This window comes from Anaerobacillus alkalidiazotrophicus (assembly GCF_001866055.1).
The window spans coordinates 881,879-906,471 of sequence record NZ_MLQS01000001.1 but is presented as its reverse complement, the minus strand read 5'-3'; the positions used below and the strand labels follow the sequence as shown (position 1 = coordinate 906,471).

At 34.9% G+C, this 24,593-nt stretch carries 24 protein-coding genes and 1 riboswitch; of the genes, 22 read left to right on the top strand and 2 right to left on the bottom strand.

The features are described from left to right. Positions 1 to 61: 61 nt before the first annotated feature. Entirely contained in the window at positions 62 to 1,414 is a 1,353-nt protein-coding gene (dnaA, locus tag BKP45_RS04340; protein ID WP_071388500.1) for a chromosomal replication initiator protein DnaA, read from the bottom strand. 680 nt (positions 1,415 to 2,094) lie between these two features. Between dnaA and rpmH the strand changes: the two genes are divergently transcribed. The 13 genes from rpmH to BKP45_RS04280 all read left to right on the top strand — a co-directional run bounded on the left by rpmH (position 2,095) and on the right by BKP45_RS04280 (position 15,027). After that, positions 2,095 to 2,232 (top strand): 50S ribosomal protein L34, encoded by a 138-nt coding sequence (gene rpmH / locus BKP45_RS04335; RefSeq protein ID WP_071307723.1) that lies wholly within the window; start codon positions 2,095 to 2,097, stop codon positions 2,230 to 2,232. Between the two features lie 258 nt (positions 2,233 to 2,490). Next, a complete protein-coding gene (gene rnpA, locus BKP45_RS04330) occupies positions 2,491 to 2,841 on the top strand; it encodes a ribonuclease P protein component (RefSeq protein ID WP_071307724.1) in 351 nt (116 codons plus the stop codon). A gap of 13 nt (positions 2,842 to 2,854) precedes the next feature. Next, positions 2,855 to 3,079, top strand: coding sequence for a membrane protein insertion efficiency factor YidD (gene yidD / locus BKP45_RS21425; RefSeq protein ID WP_211272950.1), 225 nt, complete (start codon positions 2,855 to 2,857; stop codon positions 3,077 to 3,079). Between the two features lie 155 nt (positions 3,080 to 3,234). Next, on the top strand, positions 3,235 to 4,008 hold the full coding sequence (gene spoIIIJ, locus BKP45_RS04325; protein WP_071388499.1) for a YidC family membrane integrase SpoIIIJ: 774 nt from the start codon (positions 3,235 to 3,237) through the stop codon (positions 4,006 to 4,008). Next, positions 4,005 to 4,628, top strand: coding sequence for an RNA-binding cell elongation regulator Jag/EloR (jag, locus tag BKP45_RS04320; RefSeq protein ID WP_071388498.1), 624 nt, complete (start codon positions 4,005 to 4,007; stop codon positions 4,626 to 4,628). Before spoIIIJ ends, jag begins: the two co-directional genes overlap by 4 nt. Before the next feature lie 547 nt (positions 4,629 to 5,175). After that, on the top strand, positions 5,176 to 6,552 hold the full coding sequence (gene mnmE, locus BKP45_RS04315; RefSeq protein ID WP_071388497.1) for a tRNA uridine-5-carboxymethylaminomethyl(34) synthesis GTPase MnmE: 1,377 nt from the start codon (positions 5,176 to 5,178) through the stop codon (positions 6,550 to 6,552). 79 nt (positions 6,553 to 6,631) lie between these two features. Next, on the top strand, positions 6,632 to 8,533 hold the full coding sequence (mnmG, locus tag BKP45_RS04310; protein ID WP_071388496.1) for a tRNA uridine-5-carboxymethylaminomethyl(34) synthesis enzyme MnmG: 1,902 nt from the start codon (positions 6,632 to 6,634) through the stop codon (positions 8,531 to 8,533). Further along, entirely contained in the window at positions 8,526 to 9,242 is a 717-nt protein-coding gene (gene rsmG, locus BKP45_RS04305; protein WP_071388495.1) for a 16S rRNA (guanine(527)-N(7))-methyltransferase RsmG, read from the top strand. The genes mnmG and rsmG overlap by 8 nt, the downstream gene beginning before the upstream one ends. 291 nt (positions 9,243 to 9,533) lie before the next feature. Next, positions 9,534 to 10,400 carry a nucleoid occlusion protein gene (gene noc / locus BKP45_RS04300; protein WP_071388494.1) on the top strand — a complete coding sequence of 289 codons (867 nt, stop codon included), beginning with the start codon at positions 9,534 to 9,536 and terminating at the stop codon, positions 10,398 to 10,400. Between the two features lie 1,003 nt (positions 10,401 to 11,403). Further along, the gene (locus tag BKP45_RS04295; RefSeq protein ID WP_071388493.1) at positions 11,404 to 12,165 is read left to right on the top strand and encodes a ParA family protein; all 762 of its coding nucleotides are present in this window, start codon (positions 11,404 to 11,406) and stop codon (positions 12,163 to 12,165) included. Next, entirely contained in the window at positions 12,158 to 13,009 is an 852-nt protein-coding gene (locus BKP45_RS04290) for a ParB/RepB/Spo0J family partition protein (protein WP_071388492.1), read from the top strand. Before BKP45_RS04295 ends, BKP45_RS04290 begins: the two co-directional genes overlap by 8 nt. A 139-nt stretch (positions 13,010 to 13,148) precedes the next feature. Then, a complete protein-coding gene (locus BKP45_RS04285; protein ID WP_071388491.1) occupies positions 13,149 to 14,309 on the top strand; it encodes an aminotransferase class V-fold PLP-dependent enzyme in 1,161 nt (386 codons plus the stop codon). 10 nt (positions 14,310 to 14,319) lie between these two features. After that, positions 14,320 to 15,027 (top strand): DUF554 domain-containing protein, encoded by a 708-nt coding sequence (locus tag BKP45_RS04280; protein WP_071388490.1) that lies wholly within the window; start codon positions 14,320 to 14,322, stop codon positions 15,025 to 15,027. Positions 15,028 to 15,506: 479 nt separating this feature from the next. Here the strand turns inward: BKP45_RS04280 and yyaC are convergent, their stop codons facing one another. After that, complete coding sequence (gene yyaC, locus BKP45_RS04275; protein ID WP_071388489.1) at positions 15,507 to 16,130, bottom strand: spore protease YyaC; 624 nt, start codon at positions 16,128 to 16,130, stop codon at positions 15,507 to 15,509. 99 nt (positions 16,131 to 16,229) lie between these two features. Here yyaC and BKP45_RS04270 point away from each other — a divergent pair, with 99 nt between their 5' ends. The 9 genes from BKP45_RS04270 to BKP45_RS04230 all read left to right on the top strand — a co-directional run bounded on the left by BKP45_RS04270 (position 16,230) and on the right by BKP45_RS04230 (position 24,592). Next, positions 16,230 to 17,252, top strand: coding sequence for a YkvI family membrane protein (locus BKP45_RS04270; protein WP_071388488.1), 1,023 nt, complete (start codon positions 16,230 to 16,232; stop codon positions 17,250 to 17,252). A 139-nt stretch (positions 17,253 to 17,391) separates the two neighbouring features. After that, complete coding sequence (locus BKP45_RS04265; RefSeq protein WP_071307737.1) at positions 17,392 to 17,592, top strand: DUF951 domain-containing protein; 201 nt, start codon at positions 17,392 to 17,394, stop codon at positions 17,590 to 17,592. Positions 17,593 to 17,630: 38 nt separating this feature from the next. Next, positions 17,631 to 19,625 carry a molybdopterin-dependent oxidoreductase gene (locus tag BKP45_RS04260; protein ID WP_071388487.1) on the top strand — a complete coding sequence of 665 codons (1,995 nt, stop codon included), beginning with the start codon at positions 17,631 to 17,633 and terminating at the stop codon, positions 19,623 to 19,625. Between the two features lie 281 nt (positions 19,626 to 19,906). Continuing rightward, positions 19,907 to 21,007, top strand: coding sequence for a redox-regulated ATPase YchF (gene ychF, locus BKP45_RS04255; RefSeq protein ID WP_071388486.1), 1,101 nt, complete (start codon positions 19,907 to 19,909; stop codon positions 21,005 to 21,007). A gap of 236 nt (positions 21,008 to 21,243) precedes the next feature. After that, positions 21,244 to 21,531: a 30S ribosomal protein S6 gene (rpsF, locus tag BKP45_RS04250; RefSeq protein WP_071388485.1), complete on the top strand. Its 288-nt coding sequence runs from the start codon at positions 21,244 to 21,246 to the stop codon at positions 21,529 to 21,531. A gap of 30 nt (positions 21,532 to 21,561) precedes the next feature. After that, positions 21,562 to 22,077 (top strand): single-stranded DNA-binding protein, encoded by a 516-nt coding sequence (gene ssb / locus BKP45_RS04245; protein ID WP_071388484.1) that lies wholly within the window; start codon positions 21,562 to 21,564, stop codon positions 22,075 to 22,077. 87 nt (positions 22,078 to 22,164) lie between these two features. Next, positions 22,165 to 22,404 carry a 30S ribosomal protein S18 gene (rpsR, locus tag BKP45_RS04240; RefSeq protein WP_245747403.1) on the top strand — a complete coding sequence of 80 codons (240 nt, stop codon included), beginning with the start codon at positions 22,165 to 22,167 and terminating at the stop codon, positions 22,402 to 22,404. A 96-nt stretch (positions 22,405 to 22,500) separates the two neighbouring features. Next, a complete protein-coding gene (locus tag BKP45_RS04235) occupies positions 22,501 to 23,523 on the top strand; it encodes a potassium channel protein (protein ID WP_071388482.1) in 1,023 nt (340 codons plus the stop codon). Between the two features lie 187 nt (positions 23,524 to 23,710). After that, a riboswitch (cyclic di-AMP (ydaO/yuaA leader) is annotated at positions 23,711 to 23,857 on the top strand. 78 nt (positions 23,858 to 23,935) lie between these two features. Next, positions 23,936 to 24,592, top strand: a complete 657-nt coding sequence (locus BKP45_RS04230) for a potassium channel family protein (protein ID WP_071388481.1) — start codon at positions 23,936 to 23,938, stop codon at positions 24,590 to 24,592. Position 24,593: the final 1 nt, after the last annotated feature.

The following is a 24,593-nucleotide window of genomic DNA, read 5'->3' as shown; positions in this document are numbered from 1 at the left end:
GTTGATAACTTGTGCAAAACCGTAAGCTAGTTATCAACAATATCCCCTGAAGCTTTTTGTTCTAAATTTTTAATTGTTCCTTAATTTCTTCAAGTTGTTTTTGTAATTCATGATCAGTGCCCAACATCTTTGAGATTTTCTCATGTGCATGGATTACGGTTGTATGATCTCGTCCACCAAATTCACTTCCGATCTTAGGTAGTGAGAATTCTGTCATCTCTCGAGATAAATACATAGCGATCTGCCTTGGGAATGCAACATTTTTCGTTCTTTTTTTCGCTTTGAAATCATCTAACTTAATATTATAATGCTCACCAACTACACGCTGGATATCACTAATTGTTATTACTTTTGGTTTTGAATTAGGGACGATGTCTTTTAGTGCTACAGCAGCTAAATCGGCATTCATATCTTGATTAATTAAGGAGGAATAAGCAACGACTCGTATAAGTGCTCCTTCTAACTCTCTAATATTTGTGTCGATTTGATTTGCAATATATAGCATCACTTCATTAGGAATATCTAGGTTTTCTGCTTTTGCTTTTTTTCGTAAAATAGCAATTCTAGTTTCTAAATCTGGTGGTGTAATATCTGTAATTAAGCCCCATTCAAACCGAGACCGTAAGCGATCTTCTAATGTTGGAATTTCTTTTGGTGGTCGGTCACTAGAGATAACAATTTGCTTACTGTCATCATGTAAAGCATTAAAAGTATGGAAAAATTCTTCTTGTGTTTGTTCTTTTCCGGCAAGGAATTGAATATCATCTATCAAAAGAACGTCGACATTTCGGTATTTATTTCGAAAATTGACTGCACGGTTATCACGTATTGAATTAATAAACTCATTTGTAAATTTTTCTGAAGATAAATAGACAACCTTAGCATTTGGGTTGTGCTCAATTACATAATGCCCAATTGCATGCATAAGATGTGTTTTTCCTAAACCAACTCCACCGTAAATAAAAAGAGGATTGTAAGCTTTAGCCGGGGCTTCAGCAACAGCTAAAGATGCTGCGTGGGCAAAACGATTTCCCGCACCAATAACGAAAGTATTAAAAGTATACTTCGGATTTAACATATTTTTTGGTATTTCTTCATTATTGGACATGATACTATCTGGAACTTTTGCTATACTTTCAACTATTTCATCATCATCATTTTCAATATTTTGAGGTATAACAATTTTAACTTTTAATTCAGCTCCAGTAATATCATGTAACGTTTCAGATATAAAATTAATATAACGGTTTTCTAACCAGTCTCTGGCAAATTCATTAGGAGCGGTGATTGTTATTGTATCGTTATGAATCATTTCGGCTTTGGTTGCTTTTAACCAAGTATCGAAGCTAGGTTTACTCACTTTTTCTTCCATAGCTTCTAAAGCTTTCTTCCATAAGTCGTTAATATTTTGCAACAGGCTCCCTCCTTACCTAAAAAATTATTAAAACAAATTTCAAATCAAGTAAACTCGGCTTGTATAACAAACGTACAACCCGAGTGAATGCGAATGAATAATTATTTAATTAACATCCATTGTGGAAATTTATATATTATAGTAGAAAAGTGTAGAATTCAAGTATATAAACAATGCTGTGGACAAGCAATTAACACCTTCGGAAAAGTGTCCACAACTTTATGCACAGGCTGTGGAAAACTTTAGGGTTTGTTTTTTTATCCACGAGTGAAAACATAACTATAATATCAAAAAAAACCTTAGTAAGCAATGGTTTTTAAACACTTATCCACAATACTCAACCCCTTGTGTTTAAAAGTTTTCCACAACACAAGATGCTGTGTGAATTATGTCGATAAGTGGGGAAGAGGGGGAGAAAATGTCATAAAAGATATCCACAGACTGAAAAGTAGAAATGTAAATATAAATTCATGGTTTTTGAATGAGTGATAGTTTATGTCGAATATTATCTAAGTGATATTTTTTGTTAGATCGGTTGGAAGTATTAGAATCAATCTAGGAAATAGAAAAATTTACATTGTAGTGTTATATCTTAAGGGGACTTGACAATTAGGGGGTATAGTCCTTATAATTTACAAGACTGTCTTATACTGAGTAATTCCTCGAGGGAGGTGTAATAAATGGGAAAACCAACTTTCCAACCAAATAATCGTAAGCGTAAAAAAGTACACGGTTTCCGTGCGCGAATGAGTACTGCGAATGGCCGTAAAGTTTTAGCTCGTCGTCGTCGTAAAGGAAGAAAAGTATTGTCTGCATAGGCCACTGGTTGTCAGTGGTCTTTTTTCACTTTTTACATTAAAATTAAAATAAATGTGGAAAATAATGCGACATAGATTGAGAAAGACTTGGTGTTTAGTTAATGCTTGACTAAAGGCCGAGTTTTTCTCAATAATACTTTAATTTCTTAATTAAATTGTTTAGAATTCCCTATATTAGATATGATGAAACTATAGATGTTCTAATAACTCTTTACTTAATTAAAGAAGGGAATTGAAAATTTTGATGGGGTATAATGGATGAAAAAAGAGTATCGTGTTAAAAAAAATGAAGAAATTTCTCTAATTTTTAAAGAAGGAAAATCTGTTGCCAATAGACAATTTGTTTTATATATACTTGAAAAAAAGGACCAAGCTCATTTAAGGTTAGGAGTGTCTGTTAGCAAAAAGTTAGGTAATGCAGTAACAAGAAATCGAATTAAACGATTAATGAGGGAAAGTGTTTTCCAACTTTCAAATGACCTCAAACAGTCATGTGATTACTTGCTAATTGCTAGAAAGCCTTGTGTTGAAATGGATTTTCATGAAATGAAGAAGAGTATATCGCATGTCTTTTTCCGGGGCTATGCATTTAAAAAGAAGGGTGAGTAAAGTTTTGAGGTTGATCAAAGGTATGTTGATAGGGATGATATTATTTTACCAAAGATACATATCAAGATTCACTTTGCCGACGTGTCGGTTTTATCCAACATGCTCTCACTATGGATTAGAAGCTATCAAACGTTTTGGGCCATTCAAAGGCTGTTGGTTAACTATTAAGCGTATTAGTAAATGCCATCCTTTTCATCCAGGTGGAATTGATCCAGTACCTGATAAAAAAGATAAATAATTGAAAAGGGTCAAAGAAACAATAAATAGGCTTGTTTCATTGGTAGATTTTAGGTATCTTTAATTTATGAAACTTTTTGGTGAAACACGCTATATTTACTTTGGCTGTTTTATATAAATATACTTAATTTGTTGGAGTCCAGGGAGGAAATTGTAGTGAAGAAAAAATTCGGTTTAGCCGCATTACTACTAGGTTTTGTTCTATTAGCTGTTGGATGTGGAAATTTAGAGGTGCCGATTACAGCAGAGAATAAAACTGGTATCTGGGAAAGTTATTTTGTTTATCCATTATCATGGTTAGTTAAAGAAGTAGCAGTATTCTTTAATAACAACTATGGATTATCGATTATTATTGTAACGATTTTGATTCGTATATTAATTTTACCATTAATGATTAAACAAACGAAGAGTTCAAAAGCAATGCAAGCATTGCAACCGCATATGAAAGAATTAAGAGAAAAATATAGTGCGAAAGATCAAAAAACACAACAAAAGTTACAACAAGAAACAATGAAATTATTCCAAGAACACAACGTAAATCCACTAGCTGGATGTTTACCTATATTTGTTCAAATGCCAATTTTATTTGCTTTTTATCATGCAATTATTCGTACAGGTGAGATTGCAGAGCATAGTTTTCTTTGGTTTAGCTTAGGTGCACCAGATCCATTTTATATTTTACCGTTAGTTGCCGGTGCGACAACGTTTATTCAACAAAAGATGATGATGATCGAAAATAACCCACAGATGAAAGCGTTACTATATATAATGCCGATTATGATTATTGCATTTGCCGCATTTTTCCCATCAGCGCTTGCGCTTTACTGGGTAGTTGGTAACATCTTTATGATTGTTCAAACGTACTTTATTACTGGTCCTAATGTTGGGAAAGTTGCTGGGGCTAAAACAGGGGGAGCGAAGAAAAAGTGAAGAAAATAACTGTTTCGGGTAAAACTGTTGATGAAGCTGTCCAATCTGCAATTGCACAATTAAAAACAACGAGAGAAAGAGTCTCTATACAAGTTCTAGAAGAACCTCAAAAAGGTTTTCTAGGTTTAATTGGTACAAAGCCAGCAGTCGTTGAAGTGGAAATTAAACCTGATGCAGCAGAGGAAGCGATTAAATTTCTACAAGATGTAACAGCTAATATGGGTGTGACAATTGAAGTAGAACAACGTGAAACAAAAGATGGAATCTTGTTTGACTTAAAAGGTGCAGGACTAGGTGTGTTAATTGGAAAGAGAGGTCAAACTCTTGATTCATTACAATACTTAGTGAATCTCGTAGCTAATCGATACTCAGAACAATATCTCCGAATTGTTTTAGATGCTGAAAATTATCGTGACCGTAGAAAAGAATCACTTGAGCAGTTAGCAAAACGCTTAGGAAATAAAGCGGTTAGAACAAGAAAAGAAGTTATTTTAGAACCGATGAATGCATTGGAAAGAAAAATTATTCATACAGCTCTTCAAGATATAAAAGGTGTGAAGACTTATTCTGAGGGAGTAGAACCGAACCGCAGAATTGTTGTCGCTCCAGCTAAAATGTAGTAGAAAAGAGTGTAAAAAGCCCATACTAGTGGATGACCACTAGTATGGGCTTTTTTGTATGGTAAGCGTGATATTGAAAAGTTTTTATTAGATTCTATATTACCAAACGTTAAACTGCGTTTTATTTAACGTCTTAAGAGGGAGAAGTAAAAGAAAATACGTAGTCATCATGAGTAAGGATAGACGAAATTTATTAAAGTTTTGTTTTGTTTTGATTCGATAACCTCAGAGGTTTTTAAAGTTTACGCAGAACCATACAGGCGTTGGTTTAATTGTAGTAAAAAATATCCACAGCGCTTTAAAAGTTGCTGTGCGAAAAAAATAAAATAGTTATTCACATGTGGAAAAGTTGGATATCTGGTAAAATAATTTTTAAGGATTATAGTTGTGGATATGTTTTGTGGTTGACTATTACTAAAAACGGGGACAATAGATGAAGATAGAGAAATTGGAAAATCTTTTTATTAAAGAAATACTGTGGTATTCTTTTTAGTTAGAGATGTAAGTACATATAAAAGGATCAATGGATAAGTAAGAGGTGACAAAGATGGAGTTTGATACAATTACTGCAATATCAACAGCAATGGGTGAAGGAGCAATAGCTATTGTTCGAATAAGTGGTGAAGATGCGATAAAAGTCGTTGATAAAATATATAAAGGTAGAAAATCTCTAGTTGAGGTAGAAAGTCATACGATTCATTATGGTCACATTATTGATCAAAACACTAATCAAGTAATTGACGAAGTGATGGTAACCGTATTAAAAGCACCTCGAACGTTTACGAGAGAAAATATTGTCGAAATTAATTGTCATGGTGGTTTAGTTTCAGTTAACCGGGTACTTCAACAAGTTTTACGGAGTGGAGCTCGTCTAGCTGAACCAGGTGAGTTTACGAAGCGAGCCTTTTTAAATGGGAGAATTGACCTTTCACAAGCAGAAGGTGTCATCGACTTAATTCGAGCAAAAACAGATAAAGCAATGAACGTCGCAATTGGACAAGTGGAAGGGCGCCTTTCGACAAAAATCCAAAAGTTAAGACAAGCATTATTAGAAACAGTTGCACACGTCGAGGTAAATATTGATTATCCTGAGTATGATGCTGAAGAAATGACAAATCAACTTCTCAAAGAAAAAGCTCGATACGTAAGTAGTGAAATAGATAAAATATTAGGTACTGCTGAGCAAGGGAAGATATTAAGAGAAGGGTTGTCCACAGTGATTATTGGTCGACCTAATGTAGGTAAGTCTTCATTACTTAACAGTCTTGTCCATGAAACAAAGGCAATTGTAACAGATATTCCAGGAACAACAAGAGACGTTATAGAGGAATATGTCAACATAAGAGGTGTGCCATTACGTTTGCTAGATACAGCTGGTATTAGAGAAACTGAAGACATCGTTGAGAAAATTGGTGTTGAACGTTCAAGGCAAGTAGTAAAGGAAGCAGAATTAGTATTACTCGTTTTAAATTTTGGGGAACCGTTATCGAACGAAGATGAAAGTTTGTTTCAAATAGTTGAAGGAATGGATGCAATTATTATTGTTAACAAGACAGATATTCCACAGAAAATTGATATGACTAAAGTTGAAGAGTTAGCGAGTGGAAGACCTATTGTTACTACCTCGTTAGTAGAAGACCAAGGAATTGATGATTTAGAAGAGGCAATTTCTAAGTTATTCTTTCAAGGTAATCTTGAAGGTGGAGATTTAACGTACGTATCTAATTCGAGACATATTGCGCTTTTACATCAAGCGAAGCAAACGATTGAAGATGCAATTTTTGCACTTGAATCCGATGTACCGATTGATATGGTTCAAATTGATATTACAAGAACGTGGGAAATATTAGGGGAGATTATTGGAGATACAGTTTCTGAAAGTCTAATTGATCAGCTATTTTCACAGTTTTGCTTAGGGAAATAAGTGTTGATATACAGCAGCTTTCTTTGAATGAAAGCTGCACGGAAGTACTACATTTTTATTTGAAATAGGAGGAAAAAACATGCAATATCAAGCGGGAGAGTTTGATGTCATTGTCGTTGGTGCAGGCCATGCTGGTGTTGAAGCAGGACTTGCAGCAGCTAGAATGGGCGCTAATACGTTGATATTAACGTTAAATTTAGATGCAGTTGCCTATATGCCATGTAATCCGTCAGTTGGTGGTCCGGCAAAGGGGATAGTAGTAAGAGAAATAGACGCCCTTGGTGGTGAAATGGGAAGAAATATTGATAAAACCCATATTCAAATGAGGATGTTAAATACAGGGAAAGGTCCAGCTGTACGTGCGCTGCGCGCTCAAGCGGATAAGTTTTTGTATCAACATGAAATGAAAAAAACGATCGAAGAACAAGAAAACTTATTACTTCGCCAAGGTATGGTTGAAAAACTAATTGTTGAGGATGGAGTATGTAGGGGAGTAGTTACAAATACAGGCGCAACTTATAAAGCGAAAGCAGTCATCATTACAACAGGAACGTATTTACGTGGGAAAATCATTCTTGGTGATTTAGCTTATGAAAGTGGACCGAATAACCAACAACCATCTGTAAACTTAGCCTATGATTTGAAAGAGCATGGGTTTAATTTAGTGAGATTCAAAACAGGAACACCACCTCGAGTGCAAGGAGACACGATCGACTATAGTGTAACTGAGATTCAACCTGGAGATGACGTTCCGCGTGCTTTTTCATATGAAACAAAGGAATTTCATTTAGACCAACTGCCATGTTGGCTAACTTATACGACTGACAAAACACATGAAATCATTAACCAAAATTTACATCGTTCACCGATGTACTCAGGGGTTATCGAAGGAACGGGTCCGAGATACTGTCCATCTATTGAAGATAAAATTGTGCGTTTCAGTGATAAACCGAGACATCAGATTTTTCTTGAGCCTGAAGGAAGAAATACTTCGGAAGTATACGTTCAAGGTTTTTCAACGAGTTTACCAGAAGAAGTACAATTAGATATGTTGAAAACATTAAAAGGTTTAGAAAATGTAAAAATGATGCGTCCTGGCTATGCAATTGAATATGATGCCGTTGTACCTACTCAACTTTGGCCAACGCTAGAAACAAAGTTAGTAGAAAACCTATTTACTGCAGGACAAATAAATGGGACATCGGGCTACGAGGAAGCTGCAGGTCAAGGCTTATTTGCAGGAATTAATGCTGCACTAAAATCCTCTGGAAGAGAACCGATTATTTTAGATCGATCGGAAGCTTATATTGGTGTTTTAGTAGATGACCTAGTTACAAAAGGAACAAATGAACCTTATCGACTGCTTACTTCAAGAGCAGAACATCGTTTAGTTTTACGGCACGATAATGCAGACTTAAGACTTACTGAAATTGGATATAAAGTAGGGCTTATACCTGAAGAAAGATACCAACGTTTTATTAAGAAAAAAGCTGCAATTAAATCGGAAATTGAAAGACTTGAGCAAATTACCGTTAGACCAACGAAGGAAGTGCAAGATGCATTAATTGAAATAGGTTCTTCGCCGCTGCAAGATGGCTTTAAAGCGTCAGTTTTATTGAAGCGACCTGAAATCACTTATGCATTTATTGAAAACCTCTTCCCAAGTGAACAAGAGGTTTCCACTGAAGTGGCGGAACAAGTTGAAATTCAAATAAAATATGCTGGATACATTGAGAAACAAGTACAGCAAATTGAACGAATGAGAAAAATGGATGATAAGAAAATACCGGAAAACCTCGATTATAATGCTATTTCAGGTCTTGCAACAGAAGCTCGCCAAAAACTAAGTGAAGTAAGACCTTTATCAGTAGGACAAGCTTCAAGGGTATCGGGTGTTAATCCGGCCGATATTTCTATTTTATTAATTTATTTAGAGCAAGGGAAATTACAAAGAACGAAAGAAAGTGGTGCCCATGAATAAAAAACAATTTCATTCCATGCTTGAGGAAAAGGGAATTTCTCTTAATGATACGCAAATGGAGCAATTTAATACTTATTTTCAAGAGTTGGTTGAATGGAATAATAAAATGAATTTAACAGCAATCACTGACGAAGATGGGGTTTATTTAAAACATTTTTATGATTCGATTAGTGCAGCGTTTTATCAAGATTTTTCAAAACCTCTTCATGTAGTTGATGTAGGTGCAGGAGCAGGATTCCCTAGTATTCCGATAAAGATTTGTTTTCCGCATTTGAAGGTAACAATTGTTGACTCTTTAAATAAACGGATTTCATTTTTACAGCATTTAGTTAATTCTTTAGGTCTATCAGATGTTTCGCTTTTCCATGATCGTGCTGAAACATTTGCTAAAAAGAAAGAGCATCGTGAAAAGTATGATTTAGTTATCGCTAGAGCAGTGGCAAGAATGCCAGTATTAGCAGAACTTTGTCTACCGTTAGCTAAAGTTGGTGGTTCCTTTTTGGCTATGAAAGGACCCGAAGTAGTTAATGAAATTACAGATGCAAAGAAAGCATTTGCGACACTTGGTGGTGAAGTTATCGCAAATGAAAGTTTATTATTACCTTTTGAAGAAAGTACTAGACACTTTGTTTTTATAGAAAAAAGGAAGGCAACACCAAAGCAATATCCAAGAAAACCAGGAACGCCAAGTAAGCAACCTTTACAATAAGTAGGAGTTCAATTAGTTTTTCTATAATTCCTCTTAATACGTTTTTGAGAGGAGATAACCTATTGGGGAGTAGGATGAATTATAATAAGAATGTTTCACGTGAAACATTCTTATTCCGAGGTAAGAAATAACACAACTTTTAATTTCATATTTTAATAGAACTATGATGATTATTGTCTAACTACGCTACTCAATTGTTATTTATCATGGTAATATAAAAGGAAAAGAAGGAATTCCTATCTCTAATCTAGAATATGCATAGATAGGTAGTTTTCAAGAGGTGGTGTCGAGATGAAGCCGTTTTCGCGCCTGTTCGGTTTTAATGAAAAGAGCGAAGAAATGATTGAACAAGTAGAGAAAATAGAGGAAATTGAAGAGATTAGTGAGAATGAAGAGGTTAAACAAATTCTAGTTAAGGATATTATACCGAATCGTTTCCAACCACGTACTGTTTTTATTGATGAACGTATTGATGAATTGGCGCAAACAATAAGAACTCATGGTGTTATTCAGCCGATTGTTGTTCGTCAGAGAGATGGTAAATTCGAGATTATAGCTGGCGAGCGTCGTTGGAGAGCAGTTACCAAATTAGGTTGGGAACGTATTCCCGCTATTGTGAAAGAATTTAACGATTCACAAACTGCATCTGTTGCCTTAATAGAAAACTTACAGCGTGAAGGTTTAACTGCTATTGAAGAAGCAGTTGCGTACGCTAAATTACTAGAATTACATGGTTTGACACAAGAAAGCTTGGCGCAACGACTTGGAAAAGGTCAGTCAACGATTGCTAATAAACTTCGATTATTACAACTGCCTGAAAAAGTTCAAGAAGCAATTTTAACTCGTTCAATTACAGAACGACATGCTAGAGCACTTATCTCATTAAAGATTGTAGAAGTTCAAGAAAAGGTATTACAGGAAGTAATTGATAAAAATTTAAATGTTAAGCAAACAGAAGAACTTGTCAAAAAAGTATTAGAAGGTTCTGTGAAAAAGAAGAAACCTACACGAAAAGCATTTTCACGAGATATGCGATTGGCAATGAATACGATTCGTCAATCTGTTGATATGGTAGTGAAAAGTGGTTTATCTATTGATACAGATGAAGAAGAACATGAAGAGTTTTATCAATTTACAATTAGAATACCTAAAAAGTAATAAAAGGTGACTCAACTGAAGTAGAGCTTCATTTTAAAGTTATTTACTTGATCCTAAAAACTGTTAACTATATGTTTTTTTATCATTAAATAGCTGAGAAAGAAGGTTTGTTTTCGTTTGGGTCATTTTTTGTGGGCGCGTGTTTATTTAACATAATCGGAATTTATAAATTAATTTGGAAACTGTCTAGCTTCAGGGCCTACGAGCTCGGTCACTTCAGGCAAGCAACTGACTTCAATTACCTCTTGAAATCCTTCGTTGATTAGCTTCATGCTGCTTTGCTTCGAGGAAGCTTACTACGAAGCAGTACTTGAAGACGCAGAAGCACGTAAGAAGCCAAAGAGCAGCTTCTGTCAAAGGCCGCCCCAGTGAAGCTACTACTTGGATTACTACGAAGCGGCTTTGCGACGAGCAAACGGAGTGGCACAGGAGCAGCTGCTCGTGACCAAGGCGCTTGCGCTTTTCTTGTTTTTTATTGTACTTTCGGAAGCATGAAGATATTTAGAAAAATTAGTATAGAAAAAAATAGTATTTTGTTCATATTTATTTTTTTTTGTCTAAAAAAACAACTTACTTTTAGATTTTCATGATAAAATAAAAAAGTGCAACTTCAATTGTAATTTTTTAGGTTTATCCTACTCTTAAGGTCTAGCAAACTACTGTGAAAATTAAGAGAAAGTAATTTGTTATTTAGGGTGGAATCCTTATGGTCGGATAAGTTTAACTTTCAATCAGGAAGAAAAATATCCTACAGATTAAAGTTAAGCTTCGTTTTTTCGGTATAAAAAGTATAGGCTTACCCCTAGTGCTAAGCCAAGAGATAATGGAGAAAAGGGTTCTCTATTCTTCTGCTAAAAAAATCTCAATTTAAGTTTTCCCTTAAGATGTTTCTTCATAAAAGGACGTTTTTCGAGTTTAGGTATTGATGAAAAGTTGAACTTTTCTGATTAACATCAATAGTTGAATGTTTGTAGGTATTAAGATATGTGAGGTAGGTGTAAAAATGGGGAAAGTAATAGCTATTGCAAATCAAAAAGGTGGAGTTGGTAAAACAACCACTGCTGTTAATTTAAGTGCTTGCCTTGCTTCTTTAGGAAAAAGAGTACTTTTAATTGACGTTGATCCCCAAGGAAATACAACAAGTGGTATTGGCATTGATAAGGGTGATGTTGAACATTGTATTTATAACATCTTAGTCGAAGATATAAATCCAAAGGATGCGATCGTTAAAACAATAGTAGAAGGACTACATATTATTCCATCAACTATTCAGTTAGCTGGCGCTGAAATCGAACTAGTTCCAACTATATCAAGGGAAGTACGTTTGAGAAGAGCGCTAGAGTCTGTTGAACAAGATTATGATTTTATTATCATTGATTGTCCACCATCTTTAGGATTACTTACGATAAATTCTTTAACAGCTGCAAGTTCTGTTTTGATTCCAGTTCAATGTGAGTACTATGCACTTGAAGGGTTAAGTCAATTATTAAACACAGTTAGGTTAGTTCAAAAACATTTAAATACGGACTTAGAAATTGAAGGTGTATTATTAACAATGCTTGATGCTAGAACGAATTTAGGTATTCAAGTTATTGATGAAGTAAAGAAGTACTTCAGGGAAAAGGTGTTTCAAACAATTATTCCAAGAAATGTACGTTTAAGTGAAGCGCCAAGTCATGGACAACCAATTATCACTTATGATCCGAAATCTAGAGGTGCAGAAGTATATATAGATTTGGCAAAGGAAGTGATGGTAAATGGCTAAAGGTGGTTTAGGAAAAGGCATCCAAGCCTTTTTTCCAGAAGCAGGCGATGAAAAAAAAGAAGAAGTAAAAGAAATCCCCTTAAAAGATTTGAGAGCGAATCCATATCAACCTCGTAAGTTTTTTTCTGAAGAGTCAATTACGGAGTTGAAAGAATCTATTATAAACCACGGCATACTGCAACCTTTATTAGTGAGAAAAAGTATTAAAGGGTATGAAATAGTCGTTGGTGAACGTCGTTATCGTGCAGCTGTAGAAGCTGGATTAGAGAAAATCCCAGTAATTATCAAAGAATTAACTGAAGATAAAATGATGGAATTTGCATTAATCGAAAACCTTCAAAGGGAAGATTTGAACCCAATAGAAGAAGCTGTTGCTTACGATAAATTAATGAAACATTTAAATGTAACTCAAGAACAACTAGCAACTAGAGTTGGTAAAAGCCGTCCCCATGTTGCTAATCATCTTCGCTTATTGCAGTTACCTGTAGAGATTCAAAATTTAGTAGAAGAAGGGCAACTTTCGATGGGGCATGGACGAGCTCTATTAGGTTTAAAAAATAAGGAAAAATTACCCTTGTTATTAAAGAAAGTAATAGATGAAGGCCTAAATGTTCGACAACTTGAACAATTGATTCAAAACTTAAATGAAAATGTTTCACGTGAAACAAAGCGAAAAAAAGATGAGCCTTCAGTTTTCATAAAAGAAAAAGAAGAATTTTTAAGAGAACGTTTCGGTACATCTGTAACTATTAAGAAAAACAAGAAAAAAGGGAAGATTGAAATTCAATTTTTTTCCGAAGATGATTTGGAAAGGATTTTATCATTAATTGAAGGTCATGAATAAAACGCATTTTTAATAGACGCAGAAATAGAGTTGTTATTTGTGTCTAAAAGTTTTATTTCACCAAAACTATTTTAGAGGTATGACCGATTAGGTCTACCTCTTTATTTGAAAGGAAACTTAATAAAAAGGAGGGGTAAAGGTGACAATCATTTACTTTGACCAGGCAGCTTCTTCATTTCCAAAACCTGCTTCAGTAGCTCTTGCTGTTGCAAAAGCAATAAATGAATATGGTGCTAATCCAGGAAGAGGGGGGCACCAGTTGGCAAATAAAGCAGCTTCAATCATTTATGAAACAAGAGTGAAAGTTGCAAAACTATTTGGTGAAAGGGATCCCAATAACGTAATTTTTTGTCAAAATACTACTCATGCATTAAATCAAGCTATTAAAGGTTTAGGTTTAAAAAAGGGTGATCATGTTATTTCGACAACGTATGAGCATAATTCAGTAAGACGTCCTTTAGAGTTTTTAAAAAGGGAAGTTGGTATTACGATCACCTATTTAGAAAGTGACCACAACGGAGGTATCGCTAAAGAGCAATTATTAAAAGAGATTACTCCTGAAACAAGGTTAGTCGTTTCAAGTCACGGCTCTAATTTAACTGGAGCTATTTTCCCAGTTGAAATGCTTGGCTCAGTTTGTTTTGAAAAGGGAATAACATTTTTGGTTGATGCAGCTCAAACTGCCGGGGTTATTCCGATAAATATGGAAGAAATGCATATTGATATGTTAGCCTTTCCAGGCCATAAAGGTTTATTAGGCCCACAAGGGACGGGGGGATTAATTGTAAAAAAAGGTACAGAATTAGTTCCACTTATTCATGGTGGTACTGGTAGTCAATCTGAAAATGATGACCAACCTAACGAAACTCCATATCGGTATGAAAGTGGTACACTGAATACCCCGGCAATCGCAGGTTTATCAGCCGGAATCGATGAAGTGAATAAAGTAGGAATTGAAAATATCTATAAACATGAATGGCGTTTAACGAAATATGCATTAGATAAATTGGTAACGTTAGATGGAGTAACGGTGTTTGGTCCAGATAGTCATAAAGAGAGGCTAGCTGTTATACCATTTGTCATAGATGGGACGGATGCTCAAGAGATAGCGATGATTTTTGATCAACACTATCAAGTAGCGTTAAGAGCAGGGCTGCATTGTACACCTCTAGCACATCAGACGTTAGGTACGTTAGCTGGGGGAACATTACGAGCAAGTTTTGGTCTTTACAATACTGTTGAAGAAATCGATAGTTGGATAGAAATGATTAAAGAGATAAAAGAGGGTTTAGTCGGATAGGAGAAAGAAAATGGCTTTATTAGGAACAGTTGTTAATGGTTTGGTTATTATTGTTGGCTCTTTAATTGGAACACAACTTAGAAATATTCCTGAGCGTGTAAAAGTAACGGTAATGCAAGCAATAGCTTTAGCTGTCATCATAATTGGGGTTGGAATGGGTTTGAAGAGTGAAAACTTTTTAATTGTGATAGGGAGTTTATCGATAGGTGCGATTCTAGGAGAACGGTGGGACCTTGAGGATAAATTAAATCGCTTAGGGAAATGGTTGGAAATGAAAACTGGTGCAAAAGAAGAGGGCTCATTTGCGAAGGGTTTTGTTACAGCAACTTTAATTTATGTGGTTGGAGCTATGGCGATTGTAGGTGCACTAGACGGTGGGTTAAGAAATGATCATGCTGTTTTATATACGAAATCGATGCTCGATGGTTTTTCTGCCATATTATTTACGAGTACACTCGGTATTGGAGTGTTATTTTCAGCAATTCCAGTTATGGTTTATCAAGGGACAATTGCCGTTTTAGCAACTCAAATTGTGCACATGGTTTCACAAGATTTAATGGACATGTTTATTGTAGAAATGACTGCGACTGGTGGGATAATGATCTTAGCGATAGGGTTAAATATTCTAGGGATAACTAAAATACGAGTTGCAAATTTATTGCCAGCAATTATTGTTGTAGCAATTATTGTAACAATCTTAAACTTTTTTAAAATATAGATATTGTTACTTCGATAGTAGGTTGTTTGATAACTATGAATTCAATTAATATATAATAACCAAACTAATAGGTTACTAGATACTATAACTTTTGGTAAGTAAATATTTTAGTTTTTAAAACGAATAAAAGATAGTAAGAATAAAAAAAGACAACCACTACATATACATGTAGTGAGTTGTCCTTTTTCATAATCAGAATTTATAAATTTCTAACTTGGAAACTGTCCAGCTTCAGCGCCTACGAACTCGGTCACTTTAGGTCTTTTCGGAAGCCAAAGAGCGGCTTTGCGACGAGCAAACGGAGTGGCACAGGAGTAGCTGCTCGTGACCAAGGCGCTTGCGCTTTTCTTGATTGGAAGGTAAGAAAATATAAAAATTGTGAAGTTGAAGGATGCCTAGTTCCAACTCGTGACCAAGGCGTTGGCACTTTTCTTGTTTGATCTAATGAAAGAATAACTGTAGAGGCAAATCTTTGTTTACTAATTGTTAGTAAACAAAGATGATTTTCCTTTATCTAAGAATGAACGCTGTCTTTCTTTATTTAATCGTTGGTCGGCAATGACAATACTCTCAGCAATTTTGCTAGCTAACTTAATAACAAAATGTAGACGTGTGTTTTGAAGAACCATATATTCCATAAATCCCGCAACATTAACAATGCCGGTTATGTGAATGTCTCCAATTGGTGGTAGTTTTTTATTAACTGCAGCTCCAGGCTTTACTGGACCTTCATCAATTGACATAATTCCAACACTGCTTGAACGTCCTAGGCAAGCATCGATACCGATCACAAATGGGTTATCGTGCTTTTCGAAAATTTGAGCAACTTTTTCTTCTAGATTAACTGCGTGAACAGGGTCTTCTAATGTACCGTAAATATAAAAGGAGGTTGTTTTATTTTCTATAAGCTTTGAACCTATTAAAGGTCCTAGTGAATCGCCAGTTGATCTATCAGTCCCAATACATACGATAACAAGATCTCTGTTTGATAGTTTTGGTAGCAAGTGTAGAATTTGATTAGCAAAGTCATGGGCTGCATTTTTTTCATCGATATGAACTCGAAAAGGTAATTGCTTCTTTTTAAAGAAGTTACGTGTAATCATCCTATGCTCTCCCATCTTATATAGTAGTATACAGTATACGAATTTTTTCTCCTTTCTATACATTACTTATAAAATAAACCGCTGAAAGGATGCGTTTTAATGATTAAGGCTGGACTAAAATGGATGTTTTTAATAATAGGAACAATGATTGGCGCAGGATATGCTTCTGGAAGAGAATTGTGGGAGTTTTTTGGCAACGAGAGTGGAGTGGCTATCATTCTATTTACATTTTTATTTAGTATATGCTGTGCTGTAATAATGAGTATATGCTATAGCCAAAAGACGATACATTATATACCTGTATTGCAATTACTTATGGGAAAGAAGTTAACTAGTTTGTATGATTACATGATTATTTTATATTTATTTTCTACCACGGTGATCATGCTTGCTGGAGGAGGGGCAACACTAGAAGTATTAAACTTTCCATATTGGGTTGGAATTATTATTATTGCTGGTTTGTTAGTCCTTTTATTTGTTTGGGATACAAAGGGAATCACATCGATGAACTCATTTATCATACCAGTCTTAATTACATTTTTAATTGTTATTCTATTTTCGTTTCAAATGCTAGATGGTTTTTCAATTAATTTTACTATTTATGAACAAAGAAATTGGCCAGCCGCCTTTACATTTACTGCATTGAATATATTACCTTTAGTTGCAGTTTTGGCAGGGATAGGAAAGGAAATAAAAACAAAGGGTGAAGTTTGGATTGCGAGTATAGGTAGTGGGGTGGTACTAGGGGGGATTTCTTTTTTATATAATGAATCACTAATAAAAGTAGCGCACGATATTATGTTTTATGAAATTCCTTTATTTGCAATTTTGAAACACTACCCATATTATATGGTATTAGTTATGTCTTTTCTGTTATGGGTAGCTATCTATACAACAGCGGCATCTGGGGTTTTCGGGTTAACAACAAGGTTTAGAAAATACGTTTCAGTTCCACTTTGGACGCTTGCATTAATGATCCTATTAACCATGATTCCTTTAACAACGATTGGTTTTTCTACGTTAATAGCAGTATTATATCCACTTTATGGAATATTAAATTTATATATATTAGCATCAATTCTTCTTTACCCAATCGTAAAAAAATATTCAAATGTTACCTAATTCTAGGGGAACACGTAGTGTGTTCTCCTATTTGCCTTTATATAAATAGTAATGTAGAAAAATAAATAGTATTGTATAATGACGAATAGATTATAATGCTTAGAGATAGATTTTGTTAAGAATGGAGTGAGGGTGTTAAATGGAGAATCAAAAACAATTTGGGCTTAATGATGTTGTTGAGATGAAGAAGCCTCATCCTTGTGGAGAAAATCGATGGAAAATTATTCGATTAGGGATGGATATTCGAATAAAGTGTTTAGGCTGTGATCACAGTGTATTAATACCAAGAAAAGAGTTTACAAGGAAGTTAAAAAAGATTTTAGAAAAGCATTCTGAATAATAGTATTTTAAGAAATAATTTAGTTGGGAGAGGTTACGTTGAAGGAGACACACAAATCAGCCTGTCCCCTTAATTGTTGGGATGCATGTAGTTTTCGTGTTACGGTTGAAAATGATCTTGTTGTTAAAGTCGATGGAAATAAAGACCACCCAATTACAAAAGGGAAAATTTGTAGTAGAGGAAGGATGTTAGAAGCACGAACGAACTCTCCTTTGAGACTAACAAAACCGTTGAAAAAAGAATTGGGTAAGTTTAAAGAAATTTCTTGGCAACAAGCCTTGGATGAAATAGCAGAAAAATTACATTCCATAAAAGAAACTTATGGGCCGACAGCTGTCCTTCATAGTCACGATTATTCAAACAATGGGCTACTAAAAAATTTAGATCAACGATTTTTTACTTGTTATGGTGGTTTAACAGAAGTAGTCGGTAGTTTATGTTGGGGAGCTGGGATTGAGGCGCAAACTTGGGATTTTGGCAATAGCGAAAGTCATGCTCCAGAAGATTTATTTAATAGTAAACATGTGATTATTTGGGGAAGAAATGCAGCGAGTACAAATATTCACTTGTTTGCTCATTTGTTAGAAGCAAAAAAAAGAGGAATTCATATAACGGTTATTGACCCGTTATTTCATAAAACAGCCCAAATTGCTGATACATATGTATCGATACGTCCAGGCATGGATGGATTATTAGCAATTGGAATTATAAAAGAGCTACAAAGGTTAAATGTACTAAATAGGAGCTTTATAGAAAATTATTCATATGGGTTTAACGACTTTATGAGAACACTAGACGAATATTCTTTAGATGAAATTGTTGAAGAAACATCAGTGAAGAAGGATATGATTACGTTACTAGCTAAACAATACTCTCAGGGTCCTACATCAACATATTTAGGTTTAGGTTTACAAAGATATGCAAATGGTGGACATACAATTAGATTAATAGATGCATTAGTTGCAGTAAGTGGAAACATAGGGATTTCTGGTGGTGGTGCTAATTACGGAAACCTTAGTGTCGGACAATCATTTTCATTGGATGCTTTAACTTTAGCTGACAAAAAAGTAGAAAAACGAACGTTTACAAGAATGAATCAAGCAGAGAAAATCTTGTCTAATGAAGGTGTACCAATTCGTATGGCTATTGTTACTAGAGGAAATCCGGTCACTCAATTACCGGACACCAATCAAGTAGAGAAAGCTTTTTTATCGATTGATACAATTGTGGTCATTGATCAGTATATGACAGATACAGCTGAGTTCGCTGATTATGTTTTACCGTGTACAACTGTCTTTGAAGAAGAGGATATATATTATGCATCGATGTATCATAGCTATGTCAATTATGGACCGAAGCTCGTTTCACCAAAAGGAGAATCAAAGTCTGATCGTTGGATTTGGACAGAGTTAGCTAAACGGTTAGGTTTCGGTAAAGATTTTGCTTATAGTGGTGATGAGTTTTTATCTATCGGTTTAAAATCTCTCGTTAAAGAAGGGATTACTTTAGAGCGAATAAAAAAAGAAGGGTTTATAAAGCTACCAATTCCGGACGTGCCATGGAAGGATTTTCGCTTTAAAACACCAAGTGGAAAATATGAATTTACCTCTAATATGGCTACTAGGGAAGGTTATGATGGTAGGTTAACTTTTCAATATCCATTAGAAGTTGAAAAAGAAAAGCACCCTTACCATTTAGTATCAAAACATCCCTCGAGATCGAATCATTCTCAACATTTTCATCTTCTTAATGACGACAAAGTAGTCGTTGAAATATCTGAAGTAATCGCTAATGAACACGTGTTAAAAGATCGAGATAAGGTTATCGTATTTAATGACAGGGGACAAATTGAAGGGTTTGTAAAAATAACACCAAAATCTCATGCAGATACAATTAATATTGATGAAGGAAGATGGAAGTCATTTGGTGGTACGGTTAATATTCTGACAAATTCAGGTCAATCACAAATTGGACTAGGTGGTATTCAATATGATTGCTTAGTAAGTTTGAGAAAAGTTGATTCGATAACTTAACTCATAAAGCTGAACTTCAATCAGTGGGGGGCTTACTGTCCCTTAAGAGTGGGATAAAATTTTTCTTGATTTTCTCATAATCTAGAAAACAATGACGACTATGGGAAAACAAGCTTAACAAAGCTTGTTTTTTCCCTTTGTAATCAATATAATTGTGAGGTTGAGAAAATTCTTTTATTTTAGGAAAAAGTGAAAATCAAAAAGTATTCGATAAGGTAATAATAAATTGTCAATTTTGCAGCACAGTTTTTATTAATTTTATAAAGGAAGTGTACTAGAAGATGGCTTTAACAACTGGAATTGTTGGTTTACCTAATGTAGGTAAATCTACATTATTTAATGCAATAACTCAAGCAGGTATTGAATCGGCAAACTATCCATTTTGTACAATTGATCCAAACGTTGGAATTGTTGAGGTACCAGATCATCGTTTAACAAAGTTAACAGAACTTGTTCAACCAAAGAAAGTGGTGCCGACAGCATTTGAATTTACGGATATAGCTGGAATTGTTGAAGGAGCAAGTAAGGGGGAAGGACTTGGAAATAAATTTTTATCACACATTCGTCAAGTAGATGCAATCTCTCATGTTGTTCGTTGTTTTGAAGATGAAAATATTACTCATGTGTCAGGAAGCGTTGATCCAATTCGTGACATTGAAGTTATTAATCTTGAATTAATTCTTGCTGATTTAGAATCAGTGGACAAGCGTATTAGTCGCGTTGAAAAATTAATGAAGCAAAAAGATAAAGATGCAATAGCAGAGTACGATATTTTAATCTTATTGAAAGAAGCATTTGAAAATGAAAAGCCAGCTCGAAGTGTTGATTTAACTGATGAGCAGAAAAAAATTGTACAAGGCATGCACTTGTTAACAATGAAGCCTGTATTGTATGTAGCTAATGTAAACGAGGACGGATTGTTAGATGCAGACGATAACCCATTAGTTCAAAAAGTTAGAGATTTTGCAGCTGGTGAAAATGCTGAGGTAATCGTAGTTTGTGCAAAAATTGAAGAAGAAATTTCTGAACTAGATGCTGATGAAAAAGCCATGTTCCTTGAAGAGTTAGGGATTAAGGAATCTGGTTTAGATCAGTTAATAAAAGCTGCGTATCATTTATTAGGCTTATCAACATATTTTACAGCTGGTGTTCAAGAAGTTCGTGCATGGACAATCCGTCAAGGAACGAAAGCACCACAAGCTGCTGGAGTTATACATTCTGACTTTGAACGTGGATTTATTCGAGCTGAAGTGGTAGCCTATGATGATTTAGTTGAAGCTGGGTCGCATGCAGTTGCTAAAGAAAAAGGAAAAGTTAGACTTGAAGGTAAAGAATATGTCGTAGCTGATGGTGATGTCATTCACTTTAGATTTAACGTTTAAGTTCGAAGAGAGTTTAGATGTTGAATAAAGTTATTAAAATTTTTCTCCTTAATAAACGGAGGAGAAAACGACTATAAAAATTTGGTATTTTGTTTAATGAAGAAGAGGCTTGTTTTGTAGCGATGTTTCTGCTATAATCGATAAATGCGAGTAAATGACTTTAGGAAATGTTATTACTTGCCCCTTGCTCCTCGGAAATATGAGGGGCCGTTAGACCAAAAGGAGGTGACGTACAAATGCGTAAATATGAAATCATGTACATTATTCGTCCAAACTTGGAAGAGGCTGCAATGAAAGAAGTTATCGAGCGTTTTAACAACGTATTAACTGATAACGGTGCTACTCTTGATAAGGTGGAAGAAATGGGTAAGCGTCGTTTAGCATATGAGATTGAAGACTTCCGTGAAGGATTCTATGTATTACTAAACGTAACTGCTGAGCCAACAGCAATCGCAGAATTCGATCGTTTAACAAAAATTAACGAAGATGTAATTCGCGTACTTATTACAAAGAACGAAGAATAATAGAACTAGTGGAAATGGGGAGGGGTTCTGATGCTTAATCGTGTCGTTCTAGTAGGCCGTCTAACAAGAGATCCGGAACTCAGATATACGCCAAACGGAATCGCGGTGGCAAGTATTACACTTGCTGTTAATCGACCGTTTTCAAACCAACAAGGCAATAGAGAGGCTGACTTTATTAACGTAGTAATTTGGCGCAAACAAGCAGAAAATGTTGCTAACTATTTACGTAAGGGAAGTTTAGCTGGAATTGACGGTCGACTGCAAACTCGTAATTATGAAAACAACGAAGGTAAGAAAGTTTTCATTACGGAAGTTGTCGCAGACACTGTTCAATTTTTAGAATCAAAGGGTTCTGGTGGTGCGAGTGGTTCTTCTGGATTTGGTGGAAACCAAGGTGGTGGAGACTATTATGGTACTCCGAATCAAGGTGGATATCCGAATAATAACCAGAATCAAAATCAAGGGCGTAGTCAGTCATTTTCTGATGATCCATTTGCTAGTGATGGCAAGCCAATTGACATCTCAGATGATGATTTACCATTTTAGATCATTGGCTTTCTAAATAAACTATTTAGGGATTAACCCTTTGTGCGAATATAAAATTTCTAAGTAAAGGAGGTTTTTTGAATGGCAATGGGAGGACGTCGTGGTGGCCGTGGTGCGAAACGCCGTAAAGTATGTTACTTTACAGTAAACAAAATCACGAAAATCGACTACAAAAACGTTGACCTACTTAAGCGTTTCATTTCTGAGCGTGGTAAAATTTTACCTCGTCGTGTAACTGGAACTTCTGCTAAGTACCAACGTCAATTAACGACTGCAATTAAGCGTGCACGTCAAATCGCTTTATTACCGTACGTTAGTGGTGAATAACATATAATAAAAAGGCACAGTAGAGATCAATCTACTGTGCCTTTTTTATATTTAAAGGATGGAAAGGGAATAATCAAAGAGAGGGGGAGAAAGTCCATGTTAATGATTTTTGAACTAATGAAGATTGTTGTGAAAATAAGAAAGGTAACATTAATATTAGTGACGATTATTTTTTTAGTATTTAGTTCTTTTTTTACTTGGTGGCTAGAACCCGAAACATTCCAAACCCCTTTTATTGCTTTTTGGTATGTAATGACAACAGTAACTACGACAGGTTATGGAGATTTTGTACCTCAAACTACACAAGGAAGACTTTTTGGATTATTCTTATACTTTTTTGGCATTGGATTAATTGGAATTGTAATTGGAAAGATTGTTGAAGGATTTAGTGTATATCGGAAGTTGAAGGAGGAAGGTAAATTGACCTTTAAGGGGAAAGGGCATTATGTAATTATCGGTTGGTCAAATAAAGCTAACCATGCTATAAAAGAAATAAAACAGATTGATGAAAAGGCAACCTTTGTTTTAATAGATTATGCAAAAAAATCCCCCCTTGAAGATGAGAGTGTATTTTTTGTTCATGGAGATGCAACCGAAAAGTATATTTTAGAAAAAGCTAACATTCGCGATGCAAAATCTGTATTAATTTTTACACGTGCAAATGAACTAGATCCAATTGCAGCAGATGGTAAGTCGTTAATTATTGTTTCTTCAATTGAGAGTTATGCAACTGAAATAAACAAAGAAATCTATACAATTGTAGAGATATTAAAAGAGAAGCATATTCCAAATTTTGAACATGCCAATGTGGACGAATTTATTTTAGCTGATGAAGCCCTTTCGGATCTTATGGCTAAGTCAGCTGTTCATAAAGGGTCTGGGAAGCTTATCATGAAATTATTAAGTAGTAAAAACGATGTAGACCTATGGAAGATAAAAAAACGAGCACAGTGGAAAACTTATAATGATGCTTTTGAGGATTTAAAAAAAGAAGGGGCAAACTTACTTGCAGACCGTAACGATTTTAGTATACTAACAAAGCTAGATGAAATGATACCGACTGATGCTGAGTTTTTTATTATTTGTAGTAAGGATACATATCAAAAGGTTACTCAATAAGGGAACTCGTTCTAGCTTCGCTAAAACATCGGAAATTCAGATGGAGTCTCAACTCCACCTGAATGGAAGTTCCCACCTACGCTACGCTTAGAGGTGGGGGCTATGACACTTAAGTTCAAATCAGTTTGATTACTAGAAAAAATGTATTGACAAAAAGTAAGGTAAGGAGTAAATTTACATATCATAAACCTATAAATCGCTAAATCAACTATTGAGCGGGGGAACCATTACCAGTCAGTTCATGACTTTTTGGGGTGAATCTTACCTTGTAAGAAGGGATACTTCTTAGTCCCTAACCCGACAGCTAACCTCGTAAGCGTTTGAAGAAGGAAGGTCAAATAGATTCACTATTGATCATTCTTTGTAATGGTCTTTTTTTGTTTTATGATAATTGAATAAAGGGAGTTTTACTATGAAAAAGCAATTTGCGGTGATTGGTCTAGGGCGTTTTGGTGGGAGTGTATGTAAAGAATTATATAAAATGGGTCATGAAGTTCTTGCAATAGATATAAATGAAGAAAGAGTTAATAATTATGCTCAAACGTCAACACATGCAGTTGTTGCAAATGGTACCGATGAAAATACCTTAACTTCATTAGGAATTAGAAATTTTGAACATGTTATTGTAGCAATCGGCGATAATATTCAAGCGAGTATTTTATGTACGTTACTTTTAAAAGAACTAAATATTAAGCAAGTTTGGGTAAAGGCTCAAAATCAATACCACCATAAAGTCGTTGAGAAAATTGGTGCTGATCGTATTATTCACCCAGAACATGACATGGGTATTAGAGTAGCTCATTATTTAGTTTCAGAAAAGATCATTGACTATATTGAACTGTCACCTGAGTACAGCATCGTTGAACTGATGGCAACTGAAAAGGTTTCACAACGAACAATTGCCCAACTTAATATTCGAGCAAAATTTGGCTGTACAATCTTAGGTTTAAAAAGAGGGGACGAGGTCATTGTTTCTCCAACTCCGGATCAAATGGTTATTGAAAAAGATATTATTATTATAGTAGGGGAAAATAATGATTTAAAACGATTTGAAGAAGAGGGCTTATAAA